This is a genomic window from Streptomyces sp. NPDC005181 (genome assembly GCF_040608395.1).
Lineage (GTDB): Bacteria > Actinomycetota > Actinomycetes > Streptomycetales > Streptomycetaceae > Streptomyces.
This window is the reverse complement of record NZ_JBEXID010000043.1, coordinates 19,941-45,070: the sequence shown is the minus strand read 5'-3', so window position 1 is coordinate 45,070 and position 25,130 is coordinate 19,941. Positions and strand designations below refer to the sequence as shown.

Here is a 25,130-nt window from a genome sequence, read left to right as displayed (position 1 = left end):
CTCCGCACCCCCCGGTCGACGCATTATTACCGGACAGCGCCCGAACGCATGAACATTTCCGCGACACGCGTGCGGAGTTGACGGAAATACACCTATGGGTACGGAAACGCACTCATGGCACGGAGACGGTCGGCCGTGGCGGTGTCGCCATCGGACAGTGACGGAGGTCGCCCTGGTCCCGTGTTGGAGCGGACCGATGCGCCGGTCGGCGTCGGCGCTGCCGGACCGGATGTCGTCACAGACAACCCGGCCGTCGTCCCCGTCGGCGGGGGCGGACCAGAGGATCTGACCGGTCCTCGCGTCCGCCATCCACGACGACGGCTTCGAGCCGTCCTCGTCGGACTTGAACTCCTCCAGGCCGTACCGGCGAGGAAGCGGTCGACACGGTTGCCGTACGAGTCGCCCCACGAGGACACCGTTCCGCGGGCCGGGACGTAGCCGACGGTGCCCATGGCCGCGCCCGTGAGGCCGTTGAACATGGTCAGGTACTCGGGTCCGCTCAGCACGTATCCCGACGCGTTGCGGAACGTCAGTCACCACCGGACGCCACAAGGTTGCCGTGTCCGCGCCAGAACGTGCGGGGGTGTTCGCCCCGGTCCCTCGCCCGGGGCTACGGCGGTATTCACTCGGCTGCCGCTCCTTGGTGGCGGGGCGCACGGGGAACCCGGACGCTGATCACATACGTGACGAATCGCGGGGGTGCACAGAGCCTGATGGGGGTGACACCGTGTCGGACGCAGGTGCACCCGTCCACGCGTCGGTGAACGACGACGGTATGGACGCGGCGCTCCTCGACAGGCTGTTCACCCAGTCCGTGGTGGGCCTTCATGTACTCGATCCGCAACTGCGGGTGGTACGGATCAGCTCTCTGGCCGATTCCGACCTCGCCGAGCAGGTGATCGGGCGTCGCTTCACCGATGCGTACCATCTCGAGCGGCCCACCCACACAGGAAAGCTGCTGCAACGCGTGCTGGACACGGGTGTGCCGGTGCACGATCGGCTGGTCCACGGCCGTATCAAAAGCGCGCCCGGTCCGAGCCGCAGCTTCCTGGTCACCGTCTACCGACTGAACGGCAAGCAGGGGCAGATCCTCGGCCTGCTCGCCGCCGTCGTCGATGTCACCGAACGCGAAAAGGCACGCACCCGTGCGATGTACCGGGCCAGGTTGCTCAAGGGCGTGGGCCGGTCCCTCGATGTGGCGACCACGTGCCAGTCGCTCGTCGAGGCCGTCGTGCCGGGGTTCGCCGACTTCGCCGTGGTCGAGGTGGTGGACGATGTGCTGCGCGGCGCGGATCCTCCGATGGGCCCTCTGGGGCCGGACGTCCCACTGCGCCGGGCCGCGCTTCGCGGTGTCAAGGGCGCCGGCGACCAGGCAGGGCTCGTCGGTGACACGCGCCGACTGCCCGCCCGTACCCCCTTTGCCCTGGCGGTGTCGGATCTGCAGCCCCGGCATGTCGCACTCGACGCGGACACCCCGTGGCTCGCCGCGGATCCGCAGACCGCCCGGGTCATCCGGGCGCTCGAGGCCCATTCGCTGATGGTGGTCCCGCTGAAGCTGCACGGCGCGGTCCTCGGGCTGGTGAGCCTGTACCGGTGCCCGGGATCGGATCCTTACGACGAGAACGACATCACGCTGGCGCAGTCCGCGGCCGTTCATGTCGCGCTGAGCCTCGACAACGCTCGCCGGTACGAGCGCGACCATGTGGTCGCGTCGACGGTCCAGCGCCGCCTGCTGCCGCAGGGCGACAGCCCCAGGATCGCCGTCGACACCGCGCATGTCCTGCTGCCCGGCCGCAACAGCGGATGCTGGTTCGACACCATCGGCCTGTCCGGCGCCCGCACCGCGCTGGTCGTCGGCAATGTCGCGGGCCACGGTCTCCAAACGGCCATCACCATGGGGCAGTTGCGTACGGTCATCCAGGCGCTGGCCGGTCTCGACCTGGAGCCGGACGAGGTCCTGGCCCGCCTGAACGACACGGCGGACCGGCTGGCCGACGAGCGCGCCGCGCTGCCGCCGGGCGACTCGCTGCACCAGGAGGCGCTGAAGGCGTCCTGCCTGTACGCGGTCTACGACCCGTTCTCCCGCACCTGTACGGTCGCCCGGGCGGGGCATCCTGCGCCGATCGTCATCGCACCCGACGGCAGCGCGTCCGACGTCGACGTACCCGAAGGGCCTGAGCTCTTCTCCACCGACAGCGCCCCGTTCGCCACCGCCACCCTCGACATCGACGAGGGCAGCATCCTGGCGTTCGCCACCCTCGCCCTGCTGCCCGACGACGAGTCCGCCACGCGGGTACGGAGCGTGCTCGCTCGCCCGGACCGCGACCTGCAGGAGCTGTGCGACGGTGTCGTCTACACCCTGTCGGCCGACAGCTTCCCCGACGGCGCGGCTCTCCTCCTCGCACGTACCGGCACCGTGCCGCCCGACCGCGTCGCCACGTGGGAGCTGGCCCACGACCGGACGACGCCCGCCGTCGCCCGTACCCTCGTGCGCGACCGGCTCGACGGCTGGAACCTCGACGACGAGACGGTCCAGGCGACCGAGCTGATCGTGAGCGAGCTCGTGACCAACGCCGTCCGCTACGGCACCCCGCCCCTGCAACTGCGGCTCATCCTGGACCGGTCGCTGACGTGCGAGGTCCACGACAGCAGCCCGGTGGCACCGCATCTGCGCCACGCCCGGACCGTCGACGAAGGCGGGCGCGGGCTGTTCATCGTCTCCCAGCTCGCCACCCACTGGGGCACCCGGTACGGCCGGCACGGCAAGGCGCTCTGGACCGAGCAGGAGGTCCCCGCCCCCGGGTGACGATGCCGGGCGCCGGGCCCGGAGCACGAAACGGCCGTCGGCCGCCATGACGAGTGCGGCGCACCGCGGCCGGGGACCGTGGTGCGCCGCGAGCGAGAGGCGGGGGGGGCGGCTCCCGGGTCAGGGAGCGGCCGTCAGAGGGTCAACGGCGACCGCCGTGATCGTGGTCGTGACCGCGGTCATGCCCGTGGTCACGCCGGTCGTCACGCCCGTGGTCGCGCCGGTCGTCACGCCGGTCGTCACGGCCGTGGTCGCGCCGGTCGTCACGCCGGTCGTCACGCCGGTCGTCACGGCCGTGGTCGCGCCGGTCGTCACGCCGGTCGTCACGGCCGTGGTCGCGCCGGTCGTCACGCCTGTGGTCACGTCCGTAATCGCGCCCGCGGCCGTGATCGTGGCCGTAGCCGCCGTGGTGGCGGCCCCAGGACTCGGAGTCGACCTTGTAGCCGCGGCTGTCACGCAGGGTCGCGGTGTCGCTGTCGTCCCAGACATACCGGCGGCGGTCCTGATAGACGTCGTAGCGGTTGTCGCGGCCGATGCCGGTGTGGACCCGCACCGAGGAGCGACCGGCCAGAAGCAGGTCGAGCCGGTAGGTGCGGCGGCTCTCGTCACTGAGCGTCCAGCCACGGAGGTCGACCGTCTGACGGCTGGTGTTGGTGACGGTGACCCACTCGTCGTTGAGGCTGCGGTTGGAGCCGTTATCGCGTCCGGGGCTGTCGTACTGGATCTTCCCCAGGACAATGGCCGAATACGAGGTGTACCGACCTCGGTCGTGGCCGTGGTCGTCGGCGGCGGCCGGGAGTGCTGCGGCCGCCACCAGGGCGCCGGCCGCGAGAACGGAAGCGGTGAACCGCCGTGCGGAACGGGACATGAAGACCTCTCAGATGCTGGCCCGGGCCGCAAGGTCCGAGCATTGTTCGATCCCGGCGTGATGCCGAGAACGCACACTTTGGCCCGATCGCCCGACTCGCTACAGACGCCCCGATACGTGTTACGAAATGCAGACATTTCCGTCACACGCGCCTGCACTCCGCACGCATCCAATCCCCGGGCACCCGTCAATCGCTGACCGCTGCACCCACCCGTTCGGTACCAGTACGTCCGACTTCACCCACCATCACGCCACCCGGTGTGCGCCATGGCTCACCCTGTGCAACAGGCGCCAATTTCTGTAACAGCCACCCCTCACCCCACCTCGAACGCCCTTTCTATTAACCGCAGGAAAGGGAAAGGGAGTTCTACCTTCCTGTGTTCGCAGCGGAGCGCTCCTGATCATTGCGCGGGGAGCGCAACAGTGATTCAGTGGGAGCTAAAGCTATGAATCGAGGTTCAGATCATCATGGCGTACCGCTCCACCGCCCGCACCGAGGCGACCCGGCTCGCGCATCGTCAGCGGCTGCTGGACGCTGCACGGCAGCTGCTGGCCGAGGGCGGATACGCCGCGGCCAGCATCTCCGCGCTCGCCGAGCGCGCCCAGGTAGCCACCGGCAGCGTCTACAACCACTTCACCTCCAAGCAGGAGCTGCTGGCCGCGGTCTTCCGGCATGTCGCCGGCCATGAACTCACCGCGGTGCAGGAAGCAGTGGACGCCAAGAGCGGGGCGGCGGAGCAGTTGCGCGCCCTGGTCGAGGTGTTCGCGTTCCGGGCACTGCGCACGCCCCGTACGGCCTGGGCGCTGCTCGCCGAGCCCGTCGATCCGCTGGTCGAGGCGGAACGGCTGACCTATAGGCGCGGCTATCACGCCCTCGCCGAGACGGTCATCACCGCCGGGATCGAAGCGGGTGAGCTGCCTGCGCAGAACGCCCGGCTGTCGGCCGCCGCCGTAATCGGGGCAGTCAGCGAGGCGCTGCTCGGCCCACTGTCCCCGGTGGGCGAGCGGACCGAACCGGAGCCGGTCGTGGCGAGTATCGCCACGCTCTGTCTCAGAGCCGTGGGAGCGGCAGGCGACTGACCGCTCCCCCGCACCCCACCGTCACCCCGCAGTACGGCCGACCAGACAGCCGACGTCAGACAGGATCCCCGCGATGACCGTCACCGCACCCCCGACCGGCCTCCAACCCGAGGCCCCCGCACCGCATCCCACCCACGAGGTCACCAACCAGGCTCCGCCCCGGACCGGGCTCGACGAGTACGCCACCAATCAGCCGCTCGCCGAGGCCGTCCGGACGTTCGGCGCGACGTGGCACGAGCCGGAGCTCCACGAGATCGGCAGCCTGGTCGGCTCTACGAAGTTCCAGACCGATGCGGAGCTCGCCCACACGTCCCCGCCCGTGCTGCGCACCCACGACCGGTACGGCAACCGGGTCGACGAGGTCGACTTCCATCCGGCATACCACGAGATCATCGGCGCGGCCGTGCGTCATGGCGCGCACACCGCGGCGTGGGCCGACCCGAAGCCGGGCGCCGCGGTGGCCCGGGCGGCGTCGTTCATGCTGTTCGCCCAGGTCGAGCCGGGCCACGCCTGCCCGATGTCCATGTCGCACGCCGTGGTGCCGGTCCTGCAGCGCGACCCCGAAGTGGGCCGGGACTGGCTGCCGGGCCTGCTCAGTCGCTCCTACGACCCGCGGCTGATCGCCCCGGGCAGCAAGTCGGGGCTGACGTTCGGCATGGGGATGACGGAGAAGCAGGGCGGCTCCGACGTCCGCACCAACACCACGCGCGCGGTCCCGGTCGCCTCCGACCCCGACGGCCGGGCCCATCTGCTGACCGGCCACAAGTGGTTCTTCTCGGCCCCGCAGTCGGATGCCTTCCTGGTTCTGGCCCAGGCCGCGGCAGGGCTGACCTGCTTCCTCGTACCGCGTGTGCTGGCCGACGGCACCCGTAACACCGTCCGTATCCAGCGGCTGAAGAACAAGCTCGGCAACAAGTCGAACGCCTCCTCCGAGGTGGAGTTCGACTCCACGTGGGCGGTGCGGGTCGGTGAGCCGGGGCGCGGCGTTCCCACCATCATCGAGATGGTCAATCACACCCGGCTGGACTGCGTCCTGGGCACCACCGCGGGCATGCGCCAGTCGGTCTCCGAGGCGATCTGGCATGCGGAGCACCGCAGCGCCTTCGGTGCCCGGCTGGTCGACCAGCCGGCCATGTCGGCGGTCCTCGCCGATCTGGCCCTGGAGACGGAGGCCGCGACCTGGACCTCGCTGCGCCTCGCCCAGGCGTACGAGACAGGCAGCGGCGAGTCCGAGGCGATGTTCCGCCGGCTGGCCACGGCCGTGGCCAAGTACTGGATCTGCAAGCGCGGCCCGCACCACGCCTACGAGGCGCTGGAGTGCCTGGGCGGCAACGGCTACACCGAGGACTGGCCGCTGGCCCGCCGCTACCGTGAACAGCCGGTGATGGCCGTGTGGGAGGGCTCAGGCAACGTCATCGCCCTCGATGTACTGCGCGGCATCGCCAGGACGCCGCAGTCGCTGGACGCGTTCTGGGCCGAGCTGGAGACCACCGCCGGTGCGAGTGCCGTACTGGACAGGCATGTCCGTCGGGTACGTCGCGAGCTGGCCGAGGACCTGCGCGAGCCCCTTGCCGCCCAGACGCGCGCCCGGGCGACAGTCGAGTCCATGGCGCTGGCCCTGCAGTCCTCGCTGATGCTGCGGCATGCTCCGGCGCCCATGGCCGAGGCGTTCGTCGCCGCCCGCCTGGGCGAGGACCGCGGCCACCAGTACGGCATCCTGCCGCGCGGCACGGACGCCGCCGCGATCGTGGAGCGGCACTTCGGCGGGCGCTGAAGCCCGGGGGCCGACCGGCGGATCAAGCCGGGCCGATCGGCCGGGCGCCAACCCAGCGCAAGTCCGCCGGACACTCCTGGGGTTGGCACCCATGAAGCCGCGATCTCGCGCTGGAGCTGCCCATCCGGCAGGTGCTGCATGCGAAGGTGCTGCCGTTCCCCCAATCCCCTCGGCCTGCCACGCCTGTCGGTGAAGTGATCCTCAGCGGTCCGGCATCGACGCCCGCGCGGTCACCGGCCGACGGTGCGTCCAGCCCAGCAGGACGACCGAGCACACCGCAGCGAACGCGCACCAGGTGGAGATGAACTCCAGCCGCCACAGCGGCGCGCAGATCGCGGCTCCGACGCCGACGAGGACACCGAGGAGCCGCAGCAGACGGTCACCGGCGAGCAGCAGGGAGCCGACCGTGGCCACGAGGTAGCCCGCGACGAGCAGTTCGGAGTGCGGAAGGTCGAGGACGTAGCCGAGGGTGTGACCGCGGATCTCTGCGGTCACGGGACGGCTGACCAGACGGTACGCGAGGGAGGCGGCCGTCACGGCTCCGGCCGCGACGGGGAGCAGCAGCCGGCGCCGGGCCCGCGGCGGCGCGGCGCTCAGCACGGCCGGCGGCACCCAGAGCGCCAGCAGCGGAAGGGCGATGACGGCCCAGGCCACCGTGGCGGGGCCGGTGCCGCCGCCCGAGCGCCAGATGAACGACTCGATGATCTGATGGACGCCGAGAAGCAGCGGCAGCGCCGCGAGTGGCAGATCGCGGGCCCTGCGGGTGCGGGCGACGCAGACCACTCCGATGGCGGCGATGCCGGAACCGGCCACCAGGTCGGCAGTCGCACTCCAGCACATGACGTCACCCTGGCCCCGAAGTTGTGCGGGTCGATCTCTGGCACACGGGCATCGCTAGGGCCTCCGCAGGGGACATGACCGGCGCCCCGCCCGCATCTCCCTCCGGAACATCACCGCCCGCTGGGTAGGTTCGTGACGGTCAGCGCAGGTCACGGGTGGGATATACACATGGAACGCCTACGCCAGGACGACCCGGATCGGTCCGAGCCGGGCCCCTGGGCCATCGAGGCGGAAGGCGCCCGCCGGCTGTCGCTGCCCGGCTTCGTGCCGGTCGGCGGTACGGCCGGCCCTGGTCACGCGCGCCCGTTCGCGCTCGTTCGCACCAACTCATTGACCGTCGGATCCGGTTGACGTACCGTCACCGCTGTTCGCGTACAAGAACTCGGTTCAGAATACGGAACGTGGTTCCCTGGCCGAGGGACTGCCTTTACCACCGCACCAACCACCTCATGGGTGCCTGCGGAGGACACCGCAGGCGGTGAAAGGAACACCGAGTGCGCACAGAGAATCAGCATGCCAGACGGCAGGGCGGCCGGGCAGCCGCCTCGTTCATCGCGGTCGTCTCACTGATCGCCGCAGCCCTCACAGCACTGTTCGCCACCGGCTCGGCCACGGCCGCACCGGCAACGGGCTCGTACAGCCTGTCGAACGCCGGCAGCGGACTGTGTCTGGAGATTCCCGGCTCGGCAACCTCCGACGGCGTCCAGCTCAGCCAGAACACCTGCACCGGCGCCGCCCAGCAGACATGGCGGCTCACGGCCTTCGGAAGTGGCTACACCCTGACCGCCTCGCACAGCAGCAAGTGCGCCGGGGTGCGTGACGCCTCCACCAGTGCGGGCAAGGCGGTCGAGCAGCAGACCTGCAGCGGCGTCGCCAGTCAGGTGTGGACGCTGGTCCCGGTCAGCGGCAACACCTACCAGGTCGTCAACAGCAACGGCGGCAAGTGCCTCAACACCAAGGACAGTTCGACCGCGGTCGACGCCGTGGTCCAGCAGAACTCCTGCGATTCGGTGACCAGCAAGCGCTGGACGTTCACCGCGGTGGGCTCCGTCCCCACCGATCCACCGACCACTCCCCCGACCACTCCGCCCACGACGCCGCCCACGACCCCCGGGGCGCCGCCCGCATGGCCCACCGCCAACGGCAGTCAGGCCGTGCCGGCGACCATCGCGGTGTCCGGTACCTACGACGGCGGACTGAAGCGCTTCTACGGCAGCGGTGACCTGGGCAGCGGCGGCCAGGACGAGGAGCAGCCGGCCATGTTCGAAGTGGCGGACGGCGCCACGCTGCAGAACGTCATCCTCGACTCCCCTGCCGCCGACGGCGTCCACTGCCTCGGCGCCTGCACGCTCAGGAACGTGTGATGGGAGGACGTGGGCGAGGACGCCGCAACCTTCCTCGGCAGCTCCTCCTCGCTGGTCCGCACGGTCGACGGCGGCGGCGCGCGGCTGGCGGACGACAAGGTGTTCCAGCACAACGGCGCCGGCACCCTGATCATCAAGAGCTTCCAGGTCGAGGACTTCGGCAAGCTGTACCGCTCGTGCGGCAACTGCTCCACGGTGTACGGCCGGCACGTCCAGGTGCAGAATGTCTGGATCACCTCGCCGGGTGACACCATCGTGGGCATCAACACCAACTACGGTGACACGGCCCGGTTCTCCGGCATCACGATCTATGACGACGCCGACGCCGATATCGACATCTGCACCAAGCACGAGGGTGTGACGAGCGGCGAACCCACCAAGATCGGCACCGGCGTCGACGGCACCAACTGCATCTACTCCCCCTCGGACATCACCTACGTCGACTGACGCAGCCAGGTCCGGGACAACGGGACGAGGCCCACCCAGCCGGGGTGGGCCTCGTCCTTCACCGGCACCGGCCGTGATCGTGACCGGCCCACCGGCAGCCGGTTCTGCGGAGGAGAACGAGTGCAGCTGCGGCCGGTGCGGCCACAGCGAGGGCGGTTGCCGCGCGTCGGGCGAGCGGATCGCCCGCCGTACGCAGAAGATCGATCGGCTCGGCCCCCTGCGCTCCCGCACCGCCGGCCCCGGGCGGCCTCTCCTCACACGGACTTCGGTCGCGGCCGGTGGATCGCCCCGGCGGTGTCGGCGAGAGGGGCGCCGGTGCCGCCCCAGCGCAGTGCGACGATCTCCGCCGCGATCGAGACGGCCACCTCCTCGGGAGTGCGGGCGCCGAGATCGAGGCCGATGGGCGAGCGCAGTCTCGCCAGCTCCGTCTCGCCCAGGCCGGTCTCCCGCAGCCGTGCCAGGCGGTCCTCGTGCGTCCGGCGGCTGCCCATCACGCCGATGTACGCAGCCGGGGAGCGCAGGGCCACCTCCAACAACGGGACATCGAACTTCGGGTCGTGCGTGAGCACGCACATGACGGTCCGTCCGTCGGTGTCCGTGGAGCGCAGATAGCGGTGCGGCCAGTCGACAACCACCTCCGCTCCGTCCGGGAAGCGCCGGGGGTCGGCGAAGACCGGGCGTGCATCGCAGACGGTGACCCGGTAACCGAGGAATGCGCCGATCCGGGCGACCGCGGCCGCGAAGTCGATCGCGCCGAAGACGAGCATGCGCGGGGGCGGGGCGAACGACTGCAGGAACACGGTGACGTCGTCCTCACGGCGCTCGCCGTGCGGGCCGTAGTGGCGCAGGCCCGTCGCCCCTTGGGCCAGTTCACCCCGTGCGTCGGCAGTGACAGCCACGTCGAGGCCGCTGGTTCCGAGCGAACCGGACACGGTGTCCGGCCATACGGCGAGCGCGGCGCCGCGCGGCGCAGGGCCGTCGGTCACGGTGGCCACCACCACCGGACGGTGTTCGGCGACCGACGCGGCGACCTCGCCGAACGCGGGGTCGGTCGCGGCCGACACAGGGCGTACGAGCAGGGTGATCTCACCGCCGCAGGTGAGCCCGACGGCGAAGGCGTCCTCGTCGCTGTAGCCGAAAGTTCGCAGTTGCGCCCGGCCGGTCCCGACGACCTCCGTGGCCAGGTCGAAGACGGCTCCTTCGACACAGCCGCCGGAGACGCTGCCCACGACTTCGCCACCGGGGCCCACCGCCATCGCCGCACCGGGGCCGCGGGGCGCGCTGCGGGTGACCGCCACGACGGTGGCGAGCCCGAACGGCTCCCCGGAGGCGTACCAGCGGCTCAGCGCCGGGAGGATCTCACGCATGATGCAGCACCGCTCCCAGGGCAGGACTCGGGATCATCGATGGGCCGTCGGCCGGTGAAGCCCTATGCCTTGCGGCCTACGGCTTCAGCTCGTCACATCCGTCCAGGCGTAAGGCTTGCCCAGGGGTCCCTTCGGGGGTCCGGCACCCACCGACTCCATTTCGCGGTCGGCCGCTCTCATCAGCTGGACTGCGACATCCTTCATGGCTCGGCTCGCCGCGAGTTCGTCACCGATGGTGGGGATGTCCACGTCCTGCGGGTTGCAGCGGGCGACCCCATGACCGGTGAGCTTCTCGGAACCGGTGTCCAGCACCGCTTCGACCTTGGTCGTACCGTCCTCCTCGGAGAGATCGAGGTGGACATTCCACTCCAGTGTGCGTGTCATCGCGCACCTCCCTCACCCGCGTCGGGCCGCAGTCCGCCGCCACAACGCGGTCCTGTCCTCAGGATCCACCCAGCAGGGCCGGCTCGCGCGCTCCGGGCCGGTTCCGCCCCGGGTCCCTGCCGGATCCGTGACCGGCGGCTCACCCTGCGAGAGTGTCACCGCCGAAATATGATGCAGAGGGCAACTGCCACAGAAGCCATCGCCGGAGTTCCTGACCGGACTGTGCCTCACGGGACGGTGCGGGAGGCGTCCAGGATCCATCCGCCCCAACAGAACCTGTGGTGCGGCTCGCGAACGAGTGCAGTGTGGAGCGGCCCATGAACCGGCGTCGTCCTTACCGTTCCGCGAGTGCCGAGGAGCTGCTCACCAGGCTGCAGCATCTCACCGCCCGGGCACGTCACGAGGTGCAGTTGCATCAGGCTCGGGTGGAGCTGGCCGAAGCACTGCAGCACGAGTTGCTTCCTGTCGGTCTGCCCTCACTCCCGGGGCTGCAGAGCGCCGCCCGCTACTCACCGGCCCGCAGCGGACTGGACATCGGCGGCGACTGGTACGACGGCTTTCCACTGCCGGACGGCACACTCGGATTCGCCATCGGGGACGTACAGGGCCATGACGTCGAGGCCGCCGCCTTCATGGGGCAGATCCGCATCGGCATGCGGGCGATCGCCGCCACCACCGCCGATCCGGGCGAAATCTTGGGCCGGACCAACGATCTGCTGCTGTCCATCGACGCCGCCCTCCTCGCGACCTGCACGTTCGTCCGTTTCGACCCGCACGCCGGGGAACTCCGCACGGCTCGGGCCGGACATGTGGCCGCCGTCTGGGCCACGGCCGACGGACGGGCGGGTATCACGCAGGACGCCGGCGGACTGCCGTTGGGGGTCCACACGGCGGAGAAGTATCCGGTCACCCGGCACCGGCTGACCGCCCCGGGAGCGTTCGTGCTTCTCACGGACGGAGTCGTCGAAGGGCCGTCGTTCCCGATCGACGAGGGGCTGGACGCGGTGCTGCGGCTGGTGGCCGCCCGGGCCTCGGCGTCGGCCGAGGCGCTGGCCGACGAGGTGATGCAGACCGCGGAACGCACCGGTCACTCGGACGACGCAGCCGTCCTGGTCCTGCGCCACAAAGGCTTCCCCGCCGACCACGGGTGACCGTGGACCGGGCCGAGCGTGTCACGCAGCCGCGCCTCCCGGGCTGCAGTGTCTGATGAGGTCTGTGATCCGCAGCGAGGAAACCAGACGCACGGGGTCAGCTGTGCTCCGCATCCTGGTCGTCGCCGCCGGCTATTACGGGGCAGGACAGATCGGTCTGTTCAGAAAGGTGACCATCCACGGCGCCACGGTCACGCCCCTCTGGCCGTCGACAGGTATCGCCCTGGCCTGCCTGCTGTACCTGGGCATCGGCGTCTGGCCCGGCATCACCCTCGGCTCCCTGCTCACCATCGTCACGCTCTCCGACGTGGTCACGCTCTCCGACTACGGCATCATGGTGGGCAGTACCGCGGCGCCCGTCTGCTCGTACTTCATGCTCCGCAGGTTCGAATTCCGGATGGAGCTGGACCGGCTGCGCGACGGTGTCGTCCTGGTCTTTCTCGGCGCGATGGCCGGAATGCTGATCAGTGCGACCCTCGGCAGCGTGCTCCTGATACTCGACGGCAGGCTGCCGGCAGGCCATTTCTGGCCGGCCTGGGCGGCGTGGTGGGCGGGGGACGCCATGGGGGTGCTCGTGGTCACCCCGCTGATGCTCGTCCTTCGCAAGGCGCGGCTGCCCCGGGCCGGCGACAGATGGCTGGAGGCGACCGCGCTGGCGGTCGTCTCCGTCGTGGTCGCGCTGGTGGCCACGCGGAGCGAACTGTCGGTGATCTATCTGGTGTTCCCCCTGCTCATCTGGGCCGCCCTGCGCTTCCAGCTGGCAGGCAGCGCGCCCTGCGCGCTGCTGGTGTCCGTCCTGGCGGTCATCGCGGGAGGGCAGGGGGCGGGTCCGTTCGTCGGACACACCGTCCTCGAGGTCATGCTCAACCTGGCGGTCTTCAATGGTTCCGTGGCCCTGACGGCGCTCCTGCTGGCGGCGATCGTCACCGAGAATCTGAACATCCGGCACCGGATCGAGCAGGCCTGCGTGGAGCTCGCCGACGTGGTGGACCATCTCGCGCCGGGCAGATCGGCGGCCGCGTGGCCGTCGCGGTACAAGGACAGACCCGACGGCCACTGACCGCCGGCCGACCGGGTTCCCCGGCTCCACCCCCGCGCGCCGTTCGCCCGACGTCACTGCGGGAAGTGGCGGTCCAGGAAGTCGTTACGGAACTTGCCCGCCGGGTCGGACCGGGCCATCAGCTTCTCGAAGGCAGCGTACTGCGGGTACAGCGCGCGCAGCGTCTCGGGTGCGGTCGTGAACACCTTGCCCCAGTGCGGGCGGGCGCCGAACGGTGCCAGTGCCTCCTCGACCGCCCCGAGCACCGGCGTGACGGCCGCGATGTCCTGCACCCAGGTGAAGTGGAACGCCACCGCGTCTCTCCCGCTCGCGGGGCTCAGCCACAGGTCGTCGCGGGCCACGGTGCGGATCTCGCCGATCTGCAGCAGCGGGGCGATCCGGTCCCGGAGCCGGCCCAGCGCCTCGAAGGCGGCTGCGGCGTCGCTCCGTGCCACGAAGTACTCCGACTGCAACTCGTCCCCGCTGCTCGGGGTGAACTCCAGCCGGAAGTGCGGCAGACGCTTGTGCCACGGGCCGGACGCACCCTGCTGCCGCGTGCAGTTCTCGGCCAGCATGCCCTGGATCGGGTGGCGCGGACCGCCCGCGAGCCTCGCACCGAGCCACTCGGCAGGCGCTTCCGCCGGCCCGTCCGCGCCCACCCGCTGCTTGAGCCAGACCTGGTTGACGGGACCGCCCCGCCAGTCTGTGAAGAGGCTGACGCTGTACGCGGCCGACATCACCTCGTCGAACCCGGCCCCGTCGCCGATGCGGGCCTGCGGCAGATCCTCGTAGACCCACTGCCGTACGTCGAAGGCGGGCACCAGGTCCAGCGTCAGCCGGGTCACCACGCCCAGGGCGCCCAGGGCGACCACCGCTGCGGGGAAGTCCGCGTCTCCGCGGGTCAGCCGGGCGGCCGTCCCGTCCGCCGTGACCATGTCCAGCGCCCGGACCGCACCGGCGAGCGAGGTGTTGCCCACCCCCGAGCCGTGCGTTCCGGTCGCGCAGGCGCCGGCCACCGAGATGTGCGGCAGCGAACCCAGGTTGTGCAGGGCGAAGCCGTTCTCGTGGAGTTCATCCGCGAACTCCCCGAAGCGCAGACCCGCGCTGACGGCGACCGTCCCCGCCTCCCGGTCGATGTCGACGGTGCGGGGCAGCGCGGCCACCGACACAAGATCTCCGGCTGTGTCGGCGACGGTGCTGAAGGAGTGCCGGGTGCCCAGCGCCCGTACCTTCGTTCCTGTGGCGACGATCTCCTGCAGCTCGGCTTCCGAGCGGGGGGTGCGCAGCCGCTGCGCACCGAAGGTGATGTTTCCGGCCCAGTTCTTCTCCGCGGGAGTCACCGCACGTCCTCTTTCGCTCGTGGCCGGCCCTCGCCGCCTTCCGGCCCATTCTCCCAGACGCACGAGCGACCGTATGAGGTGGTGACATGTCCGCGCACAATCCCAACGCGAAACCCCCCAAATGCCAACAGCCACCTGCAGATCCTGCGATCCTGCCCGGATGGGGACGAGATCAAAGCGTCAGCTCGGTGTTCTGAACTTCACGAGAACTCCAGCGAAATGGCACGTGTGTGGATATCGTGCACCGAGCGAGGGCGCATCCGTCAGTCCACGGGATCGGCGGATGCGTCCCGTTTGTGGAGATGCAACTGTGACTGGGGGGTTCATGGGGCATGTCGAGCTACCCGAATCCGAAATATCAGGACCCGCGGGACTGGCGGGGGCGCCACGTCCGCGGACTGCTTCACATCGGCCTCACAGCAAGGAACTCGAACAGCTGTGGAGTGCCCCGACCGTACAGCGCGACCGTCTTGACCACCGGCCCGGCCCGAAGAGAAGACCGGGCCGGTACCTGCCGCTCATCATCTGCGCCGATCTGCTCGGACTGGGGATACCGGCCTGGCTCGTACTGGGCGCCTACGGGCAACCGCGGGCACAACTCGCCGCCGGGGTGGCCGCGTTGGCGTGGGTCGGCGTCCGGGCCGTGCGTGGCCGGTACGCGGACCGGCGGCCGGGGGGCTTCGGGGGCGCGCTGACCGCTCCCGGGGACTGGCTGCTGCTCATCGGCGTGCTGGCCGTGCTCGCGACCGTGTTCAGGGAGCCGGTCCAGCCGGTGACCGCGGTCGCGGCGCTGGCGCCCGGCCTGCTGGTGGCCGTCGCCGTGTCGACGGTGCGTCACTTCCCGTGGCCGGGACGGCGACAGCGTGCCGGGCACCGCGTGCTGGTGGTCGGCGAGGCGCCGGGTGTGGACCGGGCGGTGCAGTTGCTCGGTTCCCGTACGGACCACGCCTACACCGTGGTGGCCGCCATACCCGTCGGGACGGCGTCACTGAGCTGTGAGGCTCCGGTGCCGGGGCGGCTCGCACCCGCACCGGCCGACGACGACGTGACGACGGTCCTGGGTGGAGCCTTCGCCCAGGACGCGGACCTGGCGCTCGTCGTACCCGGACCGCAGCTCTCCGGGGAGCGGCTGCGACGGCTGTCCTGGGGGCTGCACGACGGCGGGCTCCAGCTGTCCGTGCTGTCGGACCTCTCGGATATCGCGGCAGGCCGGGTGCGGCCGGCCTCCGCGGCCGGGCTGACGCTGCTGCACATCGTGCCGCCGCTGCGCCGGGGACCGCAGATGGCACTGAAGGCCGCGGTGGACCGCACCGGTGCGGCCCTCGGACTCGTACTGCTGACACCGCTGTTGCTCCTGATCGGGGCGGCCATACGCCTCACCTCCGACGGCCCGGTGTTCCACCGCCAGATCCGTCACGGGCAGCACAACCAGCCGTTCACCATGTGGAAGTTCCGCACGATGGTGGAGGACGCCGAGACACACAAGGCGAAGCTGGCGACGGCGAACGAGAACGACGGTCCGATGTTCAAGATACGCCGCGATCCACGGGTGACCCGGGTCGGCCGGGTGCTGCGCCGGACCTCGCTCGACGAGCTGCCGCAGCTGCTCAATGTGGTCCGGGGCGAGATGTCGCTGGTGGGTCCGCGGCCTCCCCTGCCGGAGGAGGTGTCCCACTACGACGAGCGTGAGCTCCGGCGGCTCGCGGTCCGGCCCGGGCTGACCGGCCTGTGGCAGGTCAGTGGGCGTTCGGACCTGTCCTGGCAGGAGACCGTCTCGCTCGACCTGTGGTACGTCGACAACTGGTCGGTGGCCACGGACCTGGGACTCATGGCCCGTACGCTGCGCGCCGTCACCGACGGCCGCGGGGCGTACTGAGAGCGGCGGGGAACCGAATGCGAGAAGTGAACGTCGGCCGGCCCTGCGGGGCCGGACGGACGGGCGGCCGTCGCGCTGCGGCGGCCGCCCGGTCCCGGCGGACCGGCTGGGAGCGGTCAGCGGTCGGTTGCCTGGTGGTCCAGCCACCAGGCATAGGTGCGGGCGATGCCGTCGCGCAGCGGGATCTGCGGTTTGAAGCCGAGCGCGGAGAGGCGGGAGATGTCGAGCAGCTTGCGCGGGGTGCCGTCGGGCTTCGATGTGTCCCACGAGACACGACCTTGATACTCCGTCACATCCTGCACGTTGGCGGCAAGTTCACGGATGGTCAGGTCTTCGCCGCAGCCGACGTTGACCGGTTCGTCACCGTCGTAACGCTCGAGGAGCAGCAGGCACGCGGCGGCCAGGTCGTCGACGTGCAGGAACTCGCGCCGGGGGCTGCCGGAGCCCCAGAGGGTGACCTCCGGTGCGCCGCTGTGTCGCGCCTCGTGGAAGCGGCGGATCAGGGCGGGCAGGACGTGCGAGGAATCCAGGTCGAAGTTGTCGCCGGGCCCGTAGAGGTTGGTGGGCATGGCACTGATGTACGAGGCGCCGTACTGCCGCCGGTAGGACTGGGTCTGCACGATGCCGGCGATCTTGGCGAGCGCGTACGCCTCATTGGTCGGCTCCAGCGGGCCGGTGAGCAGGGCGTCCTCGGGGATCGGCTGCGGAGCGCGCTTGGGGTAGATGCAGGACGAGCCGAGGAAGAGCAGCCGCTCGACCCCCGCTCCATGCGCACCGGCGATCACGCTCAACTGGATGCGCAGGTTGTCCTCGAGGAACTGCACCGGATACGTGCTGTTGGCCATGATTCCGCCGACCTTGGCGGCGGCCAGCACCACGGCGTCCGGGCGGATGTCGCGCAGAAAGGCCTCGGTCGGTGCAGCGTCGCGCAGATCGAGGCTGTCGCGGCCGCGGGTGATCACCTCGTGGCCTTCGGCGGTGAGGCGGCGCACCACTGCCGAGCCGACGAGCCCGCGGTGGCCCGCGACGAACACGCGGGCGCCGGGACGTAGGAGAGGGCGGACGGATTCCTGGGGAGGGCCGGGGAGATCAGTCGTCATGGCTCGGATTGTGCCAGCAACTGTATGCCGCGGTGACGTTTTGCCGCAGATCGCTCAATTCCGATATTTCGGTGAACCAACAGCCTCTCAGGCGACCAAGGGAAGAAAAGGGGGGAGTCGTGGCGAAGACCGCGCTCATCACCGGCGTGACCGGACAGGACGGTTCGTACCTGTCCGAGCTGCTGCTCGAAAAGGGGTACACGGTCCACGGCCTCATACGCCGCTCGTCGAGCTTCAACACCGAGCGGATCGACCACATCTACCAGGGCCCGGAGGAGGAGAACCGCTCCTTCGTCCTGCATCACGCCGATCTCGCCGACGGCGTCGCGCTGGTGAACCTGCTGCGCGACATCCAGCCCGACGAGGTCTACAACCTCGGCGCGCAGTCGCATGTCCGGGTCTCGTTCGACGCGCCGCTGTACACCGGTGACGTCACCGGGCTCGGCACCATCCGGCTGCTGGAGGCCGTCCGCGCCAGCGGCATCGACACACGCGTCTACCAGGCGTCGTCGTCCGAGATGTTCGGCGCCACCCCACCGCCGCAGAACGAGACGACCCCGTTCCATCCCCGCAGCCCGTACAGCGTCGCCAAGGTCTACTCGTACTGGGCGACGGTCAACTACCGTGAGGCCTACGGCATGTTCGCGGTCAACGGGATCCTGTTCAACCACGAGTCCCCGCGCCGCGGCGAAACCTTCGTGACCCGCAAGATCACCCGCGGGGTGGCCCGGATCAAGGCGGGCCTGCAGCAACACCTCCACCTCGGCAATCTCGATGCCGTACGCGACTGGGGTTACGCCCCCGAGTACGTCGACGCGATGTGGCGGATGCTGCAGTGCGACTCCCCGGACGACTATGTGGTGGCCACCGGCGAGGGGGTCAGCGTCCGGCAGTTCCTGGAGTACGCCTTCGAGCATGCGGGCCTGGACTGGCGGGAGTATGTCCGCTACGACGCGAAGTACGAGCGCCCCAGCGAGGTCGACGCGCTGATCGGAGACGCCACCAAGGCCGAGGAACTGCTCGGCTGGAAGCCTGCCGTGAAGGCACAGGAGCTGGCCGGGATCATGGTCGACGCGGACATCCGGCAGCTCGCCGATCAGCTCACCGGAGCAGCCGTGCGGGTGGACCGATGAGAGGGCCAGGACGTCTCAGACGAAGCCGCAGTGGCGTGTTCGCCACGGTCCTCACACTCGCCGCGGGCGTGCTCACCGCTTCGGCGGCCACCGCTCCCCCGGCTGCGGCGCTGACCCCTCCGGTCGGCTTCACCGCCGACTCCCTCGCCACCTATCAGACCAATGGCATCGTCTGGGCGCTCGCCGAGACGAACGGGGTGGTCTACGCGGGCGGCACCTTCGCCAACGTCCGGCCGGCCGGCTCCCCCGCCGGCAGCGGTACGACGGCCGCCGTCAACTTCGCTGCCTTCAACGCGGCCACCGGCGCGCCCACCGGCTGTTCGCTCTCCTTCACCCGCAGCAGCGGCACCGCCACCGTCCGGGCGTTCGCGCTCTCTCCCGACAAGTCCACCCTCTACGCCGGCGGTTACTTCAGCGCCGTCAACGGGACGGCAGCCAACGGTCTGGTGGCCATCAACACCGCCACCTGTACGCTCCGTTCGGGGTTCGCGCCGAACTTCTCGGCGACCGTGCGGGCGCTCGACGTGGCGGCGAACGGCACGGTCTACGCGGGAGGCGACTTCCAGACCGTCAACGGCCAGCCGCGGCGCTTCTTCGGCGCCGTCACCGCCACCGGCGCGGTGACCGGGTGGAACCCGGACGTCGACGAACCCGGGCGGGCGCTCAAGGTCACGCCGGACGGGCAGAACGTCCTGATCGGCGGTGACTTCTTCACCGTCGGCGGCGCGGACTCGCATGCGCTCGCCGTGACCGGTGCTGCCTCGGGTGCGCTGACCCGCGCCTACACCGGCAACTTCATCCCGTCGACCGCGGTGATCAAGGACATCGTCACCGACACCGCCTCCAACGGCTGGTACGTCGCGGGCGAAGGCACCGGGGGCGGCTCCTTCGACGGCCGGCTCGCCATGCGGCTCGGTACGTTCGACCAGCGCTGGAGGGACACCTGCCAGGGGGCGACACAGGCGCTGCGGGTCTATCAGGGGGTGCTGTACGCCGGCAGTCATGTCCACGACTGCTCCACCATGGGCGGTTTCCCCAACCAGGTCCGCAAGCACCTCACCGCCCAGTCCGTCGACGACCCGGCGATGCTCGGCTGGCTCCCGGACACCAACGACGGCATAGGTGAGCCGGTCGGTCCGCGCGCACTGACCGTGGCGTCCCGGGACGGCCGCGACTTCCTCTGGGTGGGCGGCGAGTTCACCACGGTCAACGGAGTCGCCCAGCAGTCACTGACCCGGTTCGCCAACACGCCCGACACGGGGGCACCAGCCGCGCCCGCTGTCAGCGTGTCGGCGCCACGGGCCGGTCAGGTGAGGGTCAGCTGGCGGTCCGCTCTGGATCTGGACGACAGCCTGCTCACCTACCGGGTCTACCGCGACGGCGGTTCGGTGCCCGTGTACACGACGCAGGGGTCCTCGCTGTTCTTCAGCCGGCCGCAGCTGACCTTCACCGACACCGATGTGGTGGCCGGCCGGACGTACACGTACCGGGTCACGGCAAGCGATGGAACCAACACCAGCGCGCTCTCGGCCGCCGCCTCCGTCACCGCCGCCACCTCGGCAAGCCCGTACCGGGAACGGGTACTCGCGGACGGCGCCGACCTGTACTGGCGCTACGACGAGACGGGCGGACAGTTCGCCGCGGACGCCTCGGACAGCGACAACAGCGGCGTGTACATGAACACTCCGACGTACCGCTCCACTCCGTCCGCCGTGGCCGGGTCGACGGCCCTGTCCCTCAATGGCACGGACGAGTACGTGTACAGCGACCGGCTGCACCACTACACCTCGCCGACGCCGTACTCCATCGAGACCTGGTTCCGGACCAACACCACCACCGGCGGACGGATCGTCGGGTACGGCAACAACATCGGCACCGCCCAGGGCCAGACGAGCAGCATCGCCGACAAGCTCGTGTACATGACCAACGACGGGCGCCTCGCCTTCGGCGTCCAGGTCGGGAGCACCAGCAGTCGACCCACCCTCACCACGACGGCTTCCTACAACGACAACGCCTGGCACCATGTCGTCGCCACGCAGGGACCGTCCGGCATGCGGCTGTACGTGGACGGGGTGGCCGTCGGCTCCAACACGACCGCGGGCAACCGTTCGTACAACGGGTTCTGGCGCGTGGGCGGCGACGCCATGCCGACCACCTGGCCGAACCGTCCCACCAGCACCTACTTCGCCGGACAGGTCGACGAGACCGCGATCTACCCGTCGGCGCTGACCGCCGCACAGGCCGCCGCGCATCACGATCTGGCGGACACTCCGCCCGGCCCCGGCGACTCCACCGTCGCGCTGACGCCGGACGACGACGCGTACGTCAACAGTGTGGCGCCGAACACCAATTACAACGACAACCAGCTCGCCTCGCGCGGCACCACGGCGTACCTGAGCTATCTGCGCTTCACCGTGCCCGCGGCCCCCGCCGGCCAGGTCCTCAAGAGCGCCCGGCTCACCTTCCGTACGTCCTCGGACTCGACGGCGGGGTCCTCCGACAGCCACACCGTGGCGCCGGTCACCGGCGCCTGGACCGAGTCGGCGGTCACCTACAACACCCGGCCGTCGCTCTCTTCGACCGTGCTCGGGACCATCACCGGCGCGACCTCGGTCTCCACCGACCATTCGGTGGAACTGAACGCGTCGGCACTGGGCGGAGCCCTCGGCTCCGTCTACTCACTCGCCCTGACCAGCAGCGGGACGGACAGTCTCCGCATCTGGTCGAGCGAGGTGTCAACCGCGGCCTACCGGCCGCAGCTCGTTCTCACCTTCGGAGCTGAATGATGAACGGAAGTACGGGGCGCAGACCCGTGGGACGAGGCCGGGTGCGTGCCGCGGCCGCCGCGCTCTGCCTGCTCGCCGGAGCCCTGACCGTGACCGCGGTCGGGGCCTCCCCGGCGGCGTCTCTCACGCCGCCGGTCTCTCTCACGGCGGACGACCTCTCCACCTGGCAGACGAACGGCATCGTCTGGTCGATGGCGGCGACGGGCGGAGTCGTCTACACCGGCGGCACCTTCTCCACCGTCCGTCCGCCGGACGCGGCAGCGGGCACGTCCGAACAGCCCGCGGTCAACTTCGCCGCGTTCGACGCGGCGACCGGTGCGCCGACCGGCTGCAGCCTGTCGTTCACCCTCTCCTCCGGAACAGCGACCGTACGGGCCCTCGCCCTCTCCCCCGACAACAAGACGCTGTACGCGGGCGGGCAGTTCGGTGCGGTGAACGGGGTCGGCGTGAGCAATATCGCCGCGATCGACACGGCGACCTGCACCCCGCGCCAGGACTTCAAGGTCTCCGTCTCCGCGACGGTGCGGGCGCTTTCCGTCACCGACGACACCGTCTATCTGGGCGGTGACTTCAACACGGTGGCCGGGGAAACCCGCAACAAGTTCGCCGCGGTCACCACCGGCGCCGATCTGAAGCCGTGGACGGCCAACACGGACGAGGTCGGCCGGGCCGTACAGGTGACACCGGACGGTCAGCATGTACTGATCGGCGGTGACTTCTTCACCGTCAACGGCACCACCTCGCACGCCCTCGCCGTCGTGGACGCCACCACGGGTGCGGTCACCAAGAGCTACCCGGGGTTCATCCCCAACACCTCCACGGTGCAGGACCTGACCACGGACGCCACCGGCTTCTACACCGCCAACGAAGGCACCGGTGGCGGTGTCTTCGACGGGCGGATCGCGCTGGACCTCAGCGACTTCGAGCAGCGCTGGCGGGACACCTGCCTCGGCGCCACGCAGGCCGTGCTGGTCCATGACGGGGTGCTGTACAGCGGCAGTCACGCCCATGACTGCTCCAGCATGGGCGAGTTCCCCGACCAGCCGCGCAAGCATCTCCTCGCCCAGTCGGTGAACGACCCCAAGCTGCTGCCGTGGTTCCCGGACACGAACGACGGCATCGGGGAGCCGGTCGGACCGCGGGTGATGGCCCAGACCGATCAGGGCGGACATCACTACCTGTGGGTCGGCGGCGAGTTCACCACCGTCAACGGCTCCGCCCAGCAGAGTCTGACCCGGTTCGCCGACGGCCCGGACACCGGGGCCCCGTGGGTGCCCAACGTCAGCGTGTCCACGGTCGCCGCGGGCGAGGTCGAGGTGAACTGGCAGACCAGCTTCGACACCGACGACGGGGAACTCACGTACCGGATCTACAAGGACGGTGCCGCCACTCCCGTTTACACCACGACGGGGTCCTCGCTGTTCTGGGACCGGCCGCAGCTGAGGTGGACCGACACCGCTGTTGCTCCGGGCGAGACGCACACGTACCGGATCAGTGCGAGCGACGGCACCAACACCAGCGCCAAGTCCCCGGCGCAGACCGCCACCGTGGCCTCCGCCGCGGAGGCGTACCCGGCCAGGGTTCTCGCCGACGGTGCGTCGCTGTACTGGCGCTACGACGAGGGGACGTCGACGTTCGCCGCCGACACCGGGGCCGGTCTGGACAACGGCTTCCTGCGCAACACCCCGGCCTACCGGCAGAGTCCGGCCGCGGTCGCAGGACCGTCGACGGCGATCGGCTTCAACGGCACCAACCAGTACGCATACAGCAACGAGCGGCACGCGCAGCCCATCAAGTTCTCGGTGGAGACGTGGATCAAGACGACCACCACCAGGGGAGGGAAGATCATCGGCTTCGGCAATCGGACCATGCAGAACAGCAACCAGTACGACAAGCATGTGTACATGCGCAATGACGGCCGGCTGGTCTTCGGGGTCTACAGCGGCGGCACCCGGACCGTCACCACCACCGGGGCCTACAACGACGGCGCCTGGCACCATGTCGTCGCCACGCAGGGCAGCAGCGGTATGGCGCTGTACGTGGACGGGCAGCTGCGTGCGTCCAACATCCTGTTCAGCGGCAACGAGAGCTACAACGGGTACTGGCGGGTCGGCGGGGACAACCTGGCGAGCTGGCCGAACCGTCCGACGAGCGACTTCTTCGCCGGGCAGATCGACGAGACCGCCGTCTATCCGACCGCGCTCAGCAGCTCCACGATCAGTGCCCACTACGCCCTGAGGACCGGTGGATGAGGAATCCGTTCCTGGCCGGCGCCGCCGTCGTCGTACTGACGGCGGCGCTGGCCGCCTGCGGCTCGTCCTCCGACGGGAACCACAGCGATGCAGGTGACGCGAAGCCGTCGGCAGCCGAGTCCCCCGTCGCGGGGCCGGCGGCCGGGCCCGACGCCAGCGCGTCCGCCGGTCCGTCGGCGAAGAAGACGAGCAAAGCACCGAAACTGCCCACCGACCGACTCACCCCAGCCACCGGCTCCTTCACCAAGAAGCAGAAGGAGTACCTGGTGGACCGGGTGCCGAAGGGCATGGACCCGGCAGCCGTCCTCCAGACCGGCCAGGAGACCTGCGACAAACTGTCGTACCTGGTCAAGGTCGACAAGGACACCGCTGTCGCGGCCATCGTCACCGGCGAGGTCGCCGGTGCGAAGCCCGCCGTCGCCCACCTCTGCACCGAGCACAAGGACCTGGTGCAGCGGGCCGCTCTGGGCTACGCCGACGGCACGTACAAGAGCACGCAGATCCGGCCGGGACGCTACTACGCCGTCACCCCCACCAAGAGCTGCACCTGGCAGATCACCGGGGCGGGAGGCAAGAACCTGGCATCGGGCACCTCCGCCACCGGAAAGCGGGTGGGGATCACCATCGCCGGGACAGCCCGTGCCTTCACCTCCACAGGCTGCTACGCCTGGCTGCCCGAAGGAGACAAGGGATGAGCAAGCTGCCGATAGCCGTGGCAATCCCCACGAAGAACGAGGGTCTGAACATCGCCGAGGCGGTGAAATCGGTCCTCGGCCACTTCGAGGCGGTCGTCGTCGTCGACTCGCACAGCACGGACGACACGGCGAAGATCGCCGAGAGCTGCGGCGCCGAGGTGCTGACGTACACCTGGGACGGTGGGCATCCGCGGAAGAAGCAGTGGTGCCTGGAGAACGTCCGCACGGACCTGGACTGGATCCTGCTGCTCGACGGCGACGAGCGGCTCAGTCCCGGTCTGCTGGCCGAGCTGCGGCAGATCTTCGCCGATCCCGGCTCGCCGAAGCCTGCGGCGTACGACATACCGCTGGGCTACTGGTTCTCGGGCCGGCGGCTGCGCCACGGATACACCATCCGTAAGCGGTCGCTGACCGACCGGACCCGGTGCCACTATCCGGAGGTCGGGGATCTCGCGGCGCCCGGCATCGGCGAGGTCGAGGGACACTACCAGCCGGTCGCACCGACGGCCGGCGCGCTGCGCAACCCCATCGAGCACCAGGACCTCGATCCGGTGTCGGCGTGGTTCGAGCGGCACAACCGCTACTCGGACTGGGAGGCGTGGCTGGAGCACCATCCGGACGTCAAGGAGCAGGTCCGGCAGGTGAAGTCGCGCCAGGGGCAGCTGTTCCACAAGGCGCCGTTCAAGCCGCTGGTGTCGTTCGCGTACATGTACGTCTACCGGCGGGGGTTCCTCGACGGCCGGGCGGGCTTCGACTTCGCGTTGGCGATGAGCTTCTACCGGTGGCAGATCGCACTCAAGTCCCGTGAGGGCAAGGTGGGGTGACCTG

17 protein-coding genes and 3 pseudogenes are annotated in these 25,130 nt (G+C 70.0%); 13 read left to right on the top strand and 7 right to left on the bottom strand.

Features of this window, described 5'->3' with window-relative positions:
* Positions 1 to 204: 204 nt before the first annotated feature.
* Positions 205 to 524 (bottom strand): annotated as a pseudogene (locus ABZV38_RS25015) (hypothetical protein); the annotation flags it as partial.
* Between the two features lie 251 nt (positions 525 to 775).
* Here ABZV38_RS25015 and ABZV38_RS25010 point away from each other — a divergent pair.
* Positions 776 to 2,806, top strand: a complete 2,031-nt coding sequence (locus ABZV38_RS25010) for a SpoIIE family protein phosphatase (RefSeq protein ID WP_356330419.1) — start codon at positions 776 to 778, stop codon at positions 2,804 to 2,806.
* Positions 2,807 to 3,212: 406 nt separating this feature from the next.
* On the opposite strand, the pseudogene ABZV38_RS25005 reads toward ABZV38_RS25010, so the two are convergent.
* A pseudogene (locus ABZV38_RS25005) lies at positions 3,213 to 3,674 on the bottom strand (lamin tail domain-containing protein); the annotation flags it as partial.
* Positions 3,675 to 4,142: 468 nt separating this feature from the next.
* On the opposite strand from ABZV38_RS25005, the gene ABZV38_RS25000 reads away from it, so the two are divergent.
* A complete protein-coding gene (locus ABZV38_RS25000; RefSeq protein WP_356330397.1) occupies positions 4,143 to 4,754 on the top strand; it encodes a TetR/AcrR family transcriptional regulator in 612 nt (203 codons plus the stop codon).
* Positions 4,755 to 4,827: 73 nt separating this feature from the next.
* Positions 4,828 to 6,528, top strand: a complete 1,701-nt coding sequence (locus ABZV38_RS24995; protein ID WP_356330395.1) for an acyl-CoA dehydrogenase family protein — start codon at positions 4,828 to 4,830, stop codon at positions 6,526 to 6,528.
* A gap of 201 nt (positions 6,529 to 6,729) precedes the next feature.
* Here ABZV38_RS24995 and ABZV38_RS24990 read toward each other — a convergent pair whose 3' ends face one another.
* The gene (locus ABZV38_RS24990) at positions 6,730 to 7,368 is read right to left on the bottom strand and encodes a DUF6629 family protein (RefSeq protein ID WP_356330393.1); all 639 of its coding nucleotides are present in this window, start codon (positions 7,366 to 7,368) and stop codon (positions 6,730 to 6,732) included.
* Positions 7,369 to 7,536: 168 nt separating this feature from the next.
* Between ABZV38_RS24990 and ABZV38_RS24985 the strand changes: the two genes are divergently transcribed.
* Positions 7,537 to 7,719, top strand: coding sequence for a hypothetical protein (locus tag ABZV38_RS24985; protein ID WP_356330392.1), 183 nt, complete (start codon positions 7,537 to 7,539; stop codon positions 7,717 to 7,719).
* Positions 7,720 to 7,862: 143 nt separating this feature from the next.
* Positions 7,863 to 9,179: pseudogene (locus ABZV38_RS24980) on the top strand (pectate lyase).
* 254 nt (positions 9,180 to 9,433) lie between these two features.
* On the opposite strand, the gene ABZV38_RS24975 reads toward ABZV38_RS24980, so the two are convergent.
* Both ABZV38_RS24975 and ABZV38_RS24970 read right to left on the bottom strand, forming a co-directional pair.
* Positions 9,434 to 10,546, bottom strand: coding sequence for an XdhC family protein (locus ABZV38_RS24975; protein ID WP_356330390.1), 1,113 nt, complete (start codon positions 10,544 to 10,546; stop codon positions 9,434 to 9,436).
* 84 nt (positions 10,547 to 10,630) lie between these two features.
* A complete protein-coding gene (locus tag ABZV38_RS24970) occupies positions 10,631 to 10,930 on the bottom strand; it encodes a DUF1876 domain-containing protein (protein WP_356330388.1) in 300 nt (99 codons plus the stop codon).
* Between the two features lie 317 nt (positions 10,931 to 11,247).
* Between ABZV38_RS24970 and ABZV38_RS24965 the strand changes: the two genes are divergently transcribed.
* The gene (locus ABZV38_RS24965) at positions 11,248 to 12,081 is read left to right on the top strand and encodes a PP2C family protein-serine/threonine phosphatase (protein ID WP_356330386.1); all 834 of its coding nucleotides are present in this window, start codon (positions 11,248 to 11,250) and stop codon (positions 12,079 to 12,081) included.
* A 64-nt stretch (positions 12,082 to 12,145) separates the two neighbouring features.
* Positions 12,146 to 13,141, top strand: coding sequence for an MASE1 domain-containing protein (locus tag ABZV38_RS24960; RefSeq protein ID WP_356330384.1), 996 nt, complete (start codon positions 12,146 to 12,148; stop codon positions 13,139 to 13,141).
* 53 nt (positions 13,142 to 13,194) lie between these two features.
* Here ABZV38_RS24960 and ABZV38_RS24955 read toward each other — a convergent pair whose 3' ends face one another.
* Positions 13,195 to 14,460 carry an FAD-binding protein gene (locus tag ABZV38_RS24955; RefSeq protein WP_356330382.1) on the bottom strand — a complete coding sequence of 422 codons (1,266 nt, stop codon included), beginning with the start codon at positions 14,458 to 14,460 and terminating at the stop codon, positions 13,195 to 13,197.
* Between the two features lie 325 nt (positions 14,461 to 14,785).
* Between ABZV38_RS24955 and ABZV38_RS24950 the strand changes: the two genes are divergently transcribed.
* Complete coding sequence (locus tag ABZV38_RS24950) at positions 14,786 to 16,336, top strand: sugar transferase (protein ID WP_356330417.1); 1,551 nt, start codon at positions 14,786 to 14,788, stop codon at positions 16,334 to 16,336.
* Positions 16,337 to 16,452: 116 nt separating this feature from the next.
* Here ABZV38_RS24950 and ABZV38_RS24945 read toward each other — a convergent pair whose 3' ends face one another.
* Entirely contained in the window at positions 16,453 to 17,436 is a 984-nt protein-coding gene (locus ABZV38_RS24945) for a GDP-L-fucose synthase (protein ID WP_356330380.1), read from the bottom strand.
* Between the two features lie 119 nt (positions 17,437 to 17,555).
* Between ABZV38_RS24945 and gmd the strand changes: the two genes are divergently transcribed.
* Genes gmd through ABZV38_RS24920 form a run of 5 tightly spaced genes read left to right on the top strand, consistent with a single transcriptional unit; the run spans position 17,556 to position 25,126 of the window.
* On the top strand, positions 17,556 to 18,569 hold the full coding sequence (gene gmd / locus ABZV38_RS24940; protein WP_356330378.1) for a GDP-mannose 4,6-dehydratase: 1,014 nt from the start codon (positions 17,556 to 17,558) through the stop codon (positions 18,567 to 18,569).
* A complete protein-coding gene (locus tag ABZV38_RS24935) occupies positions 18,566 to 21,355 on the top strand; it encodes a DNRLRE domain-containing protein (protein WP_356330376.1) in 2,790 nt (929 codons plus the stop codon). Before gmd ends, ABZV38_RS24935 begins: the two co-directional genes overlap by 4 nt.
* Complete coding sequence (locus ABZV38_RS24930) at positions 21,352 to 23,607, top strand: LamG domain-containing protein (protein ID WP_356330374.1); 2,256 nt, start codon at positions 21,352 to 21,354, stop codon at positions 23,605 to 23,607. Before ABZV38_RS24935 ends, ABZV38_RS24930 begins: the two co-directional genes overlap by 4 nt.
* The gene (locus tag ABZV38_RS24925; RefSeq protein ID WP_356330372.1) at positions 23,604 to 24,302 is read left to right on the top strand and encodes a hypothetical protein; all 699 of its coding nucleotides are present in this window, start codon (positions 23,604 to 23,606) and stop codon (positions 24,300 to 24,302) included. Before ABZV38_RS24930 ends, ABZV38_RS24925 begins: the two co-directional genes overlap by 4 nt.
* Positions 24,299 to 25,126 (top strand): glycosyltransferase family 2 protein, encoded by an 828-nt coding sequence (locus ABZV38_RS24920; RefSeq protein WP_356330370.1) that lies wholly within the window; start codon positions 24,299 to 24,301, stop codon positions 25,124 to 25,126. Before ABZV38_RS24925 ends, ABZV38_RS24920 begins: the two co-directional genes overlap by 4 nt.
* Positions 25,127 to 25,130 lie beyond the last annotated feature (4 nt).

What these genes read in the sequence shown, in the direction of transcription:
- ABZV38_RS24935 (WP_356330376.1), top strand. Translation starts at nt 18,566, where the DNA reads ATGAGAGGGCCAGGACGTCTCAGACGAAGCCGCAGTGGCGTGTTCGCC.
- ABZV38_RS24920 (WP_356330370.1), top strand. Translation starts at nt 24,299, where the DNA reads ATGAGCAAGCTGCCGATAGCCGTGGCAATCCCCACGAAGAACGAGGGT.
- ABZV38_RS24965 (WP_356330386.1), top strand. Translation starts at nt 11,248, where the DNA reads ATGAACCGGCGTCGTCCTTACCGTTCCGCGAGTGCCGAGGAGCTGCTC.
- ABZV38_RS24945 (WP_356330380.1), bottom strand. Translation starts at nt 17,436, where the DNA reads ATGACGACTGATCTCCCCGGCCCTCCCCAGGAATCCGTCCGCCCTCTC.
- ABZV38_RS24970 (WP_356330388.1), bottom strand. Translation starts at nt 10,930, where the DNA reads ATGACACGCACACTGGAGTGGAATGTCCACCTCGATCTCTCCGAGGAG.
- ABZV38_RS24985 (WP_356330392.1), top strand. Translation starts at nt 7,537, where the DNA reads ATGGAACGCCTACGCCAGGACGACCCGGATCGGTCCGAGCCGGGCCCC.
- ABZV38_RS24930 (WP_356330374.1), top strand. Translation starts at nt 21,352, where the DNA reads ATGATGAACGGAAGTACGGGGCGCAGACCCGTGGGACGAGGCCGGGTG.
- ABZV38_RS24975 (WP_356330390.1), bottom strand. Translation starts at nt 10,546, where the DNA reads ATGCGTGAGATCCTCCCGGCGCTGAGCCGCTGGTACGCCTCCGGGGAG.
- ABZV38_RS24925 (WP_356330372.1), top strand. Translation starts at nt 23,604, where the DNA reads ATGAGGAATCCGTTCCTGGCCGGCGCCGCCGTCGTCGTACTGACGGCG.
- ABZV38_RS24990 (WP_356330393.1), bottom strand. Translation starts at nt 7,368, where the DNA reads ATGTGCTGGAGTGCGACTGCCGACCTGGTGGCCGGTTCCGGCATCGCC.
- ABZV38_RS24995 (WP_356330395.1), top strand. Translation starts at nt 4,828, where the DNA reads ATGACCGTCACCGCACCCCCGACCGGCCTCCAACCCGAGGCCCCCGCA.
- ABZV38_RS24950 (WP_356330417.1), top strand. Translation starts at nt 14,786, where the DNA reads ATGGGGCATGTCGAGCTACCCGAATCCGAAATATCAGGACCCGCGGGA.
- ABZV38_RS25000 (WP_356330397.1), top strand. Translation starts at nt 4,143, where the DNA reads ATGGCGTACCGCTCCACCGCCCGCACCGAGGCGACCCGGCTCGCGCAT.
- ABZV38_RS25010 (WP_356330419.1), top strand. Translation starts at nt 776, where the DNA reads ATGGACGCGGCGCTCCTCGACAGGCTGTTCACCCAGTCCGTGGTGGGC.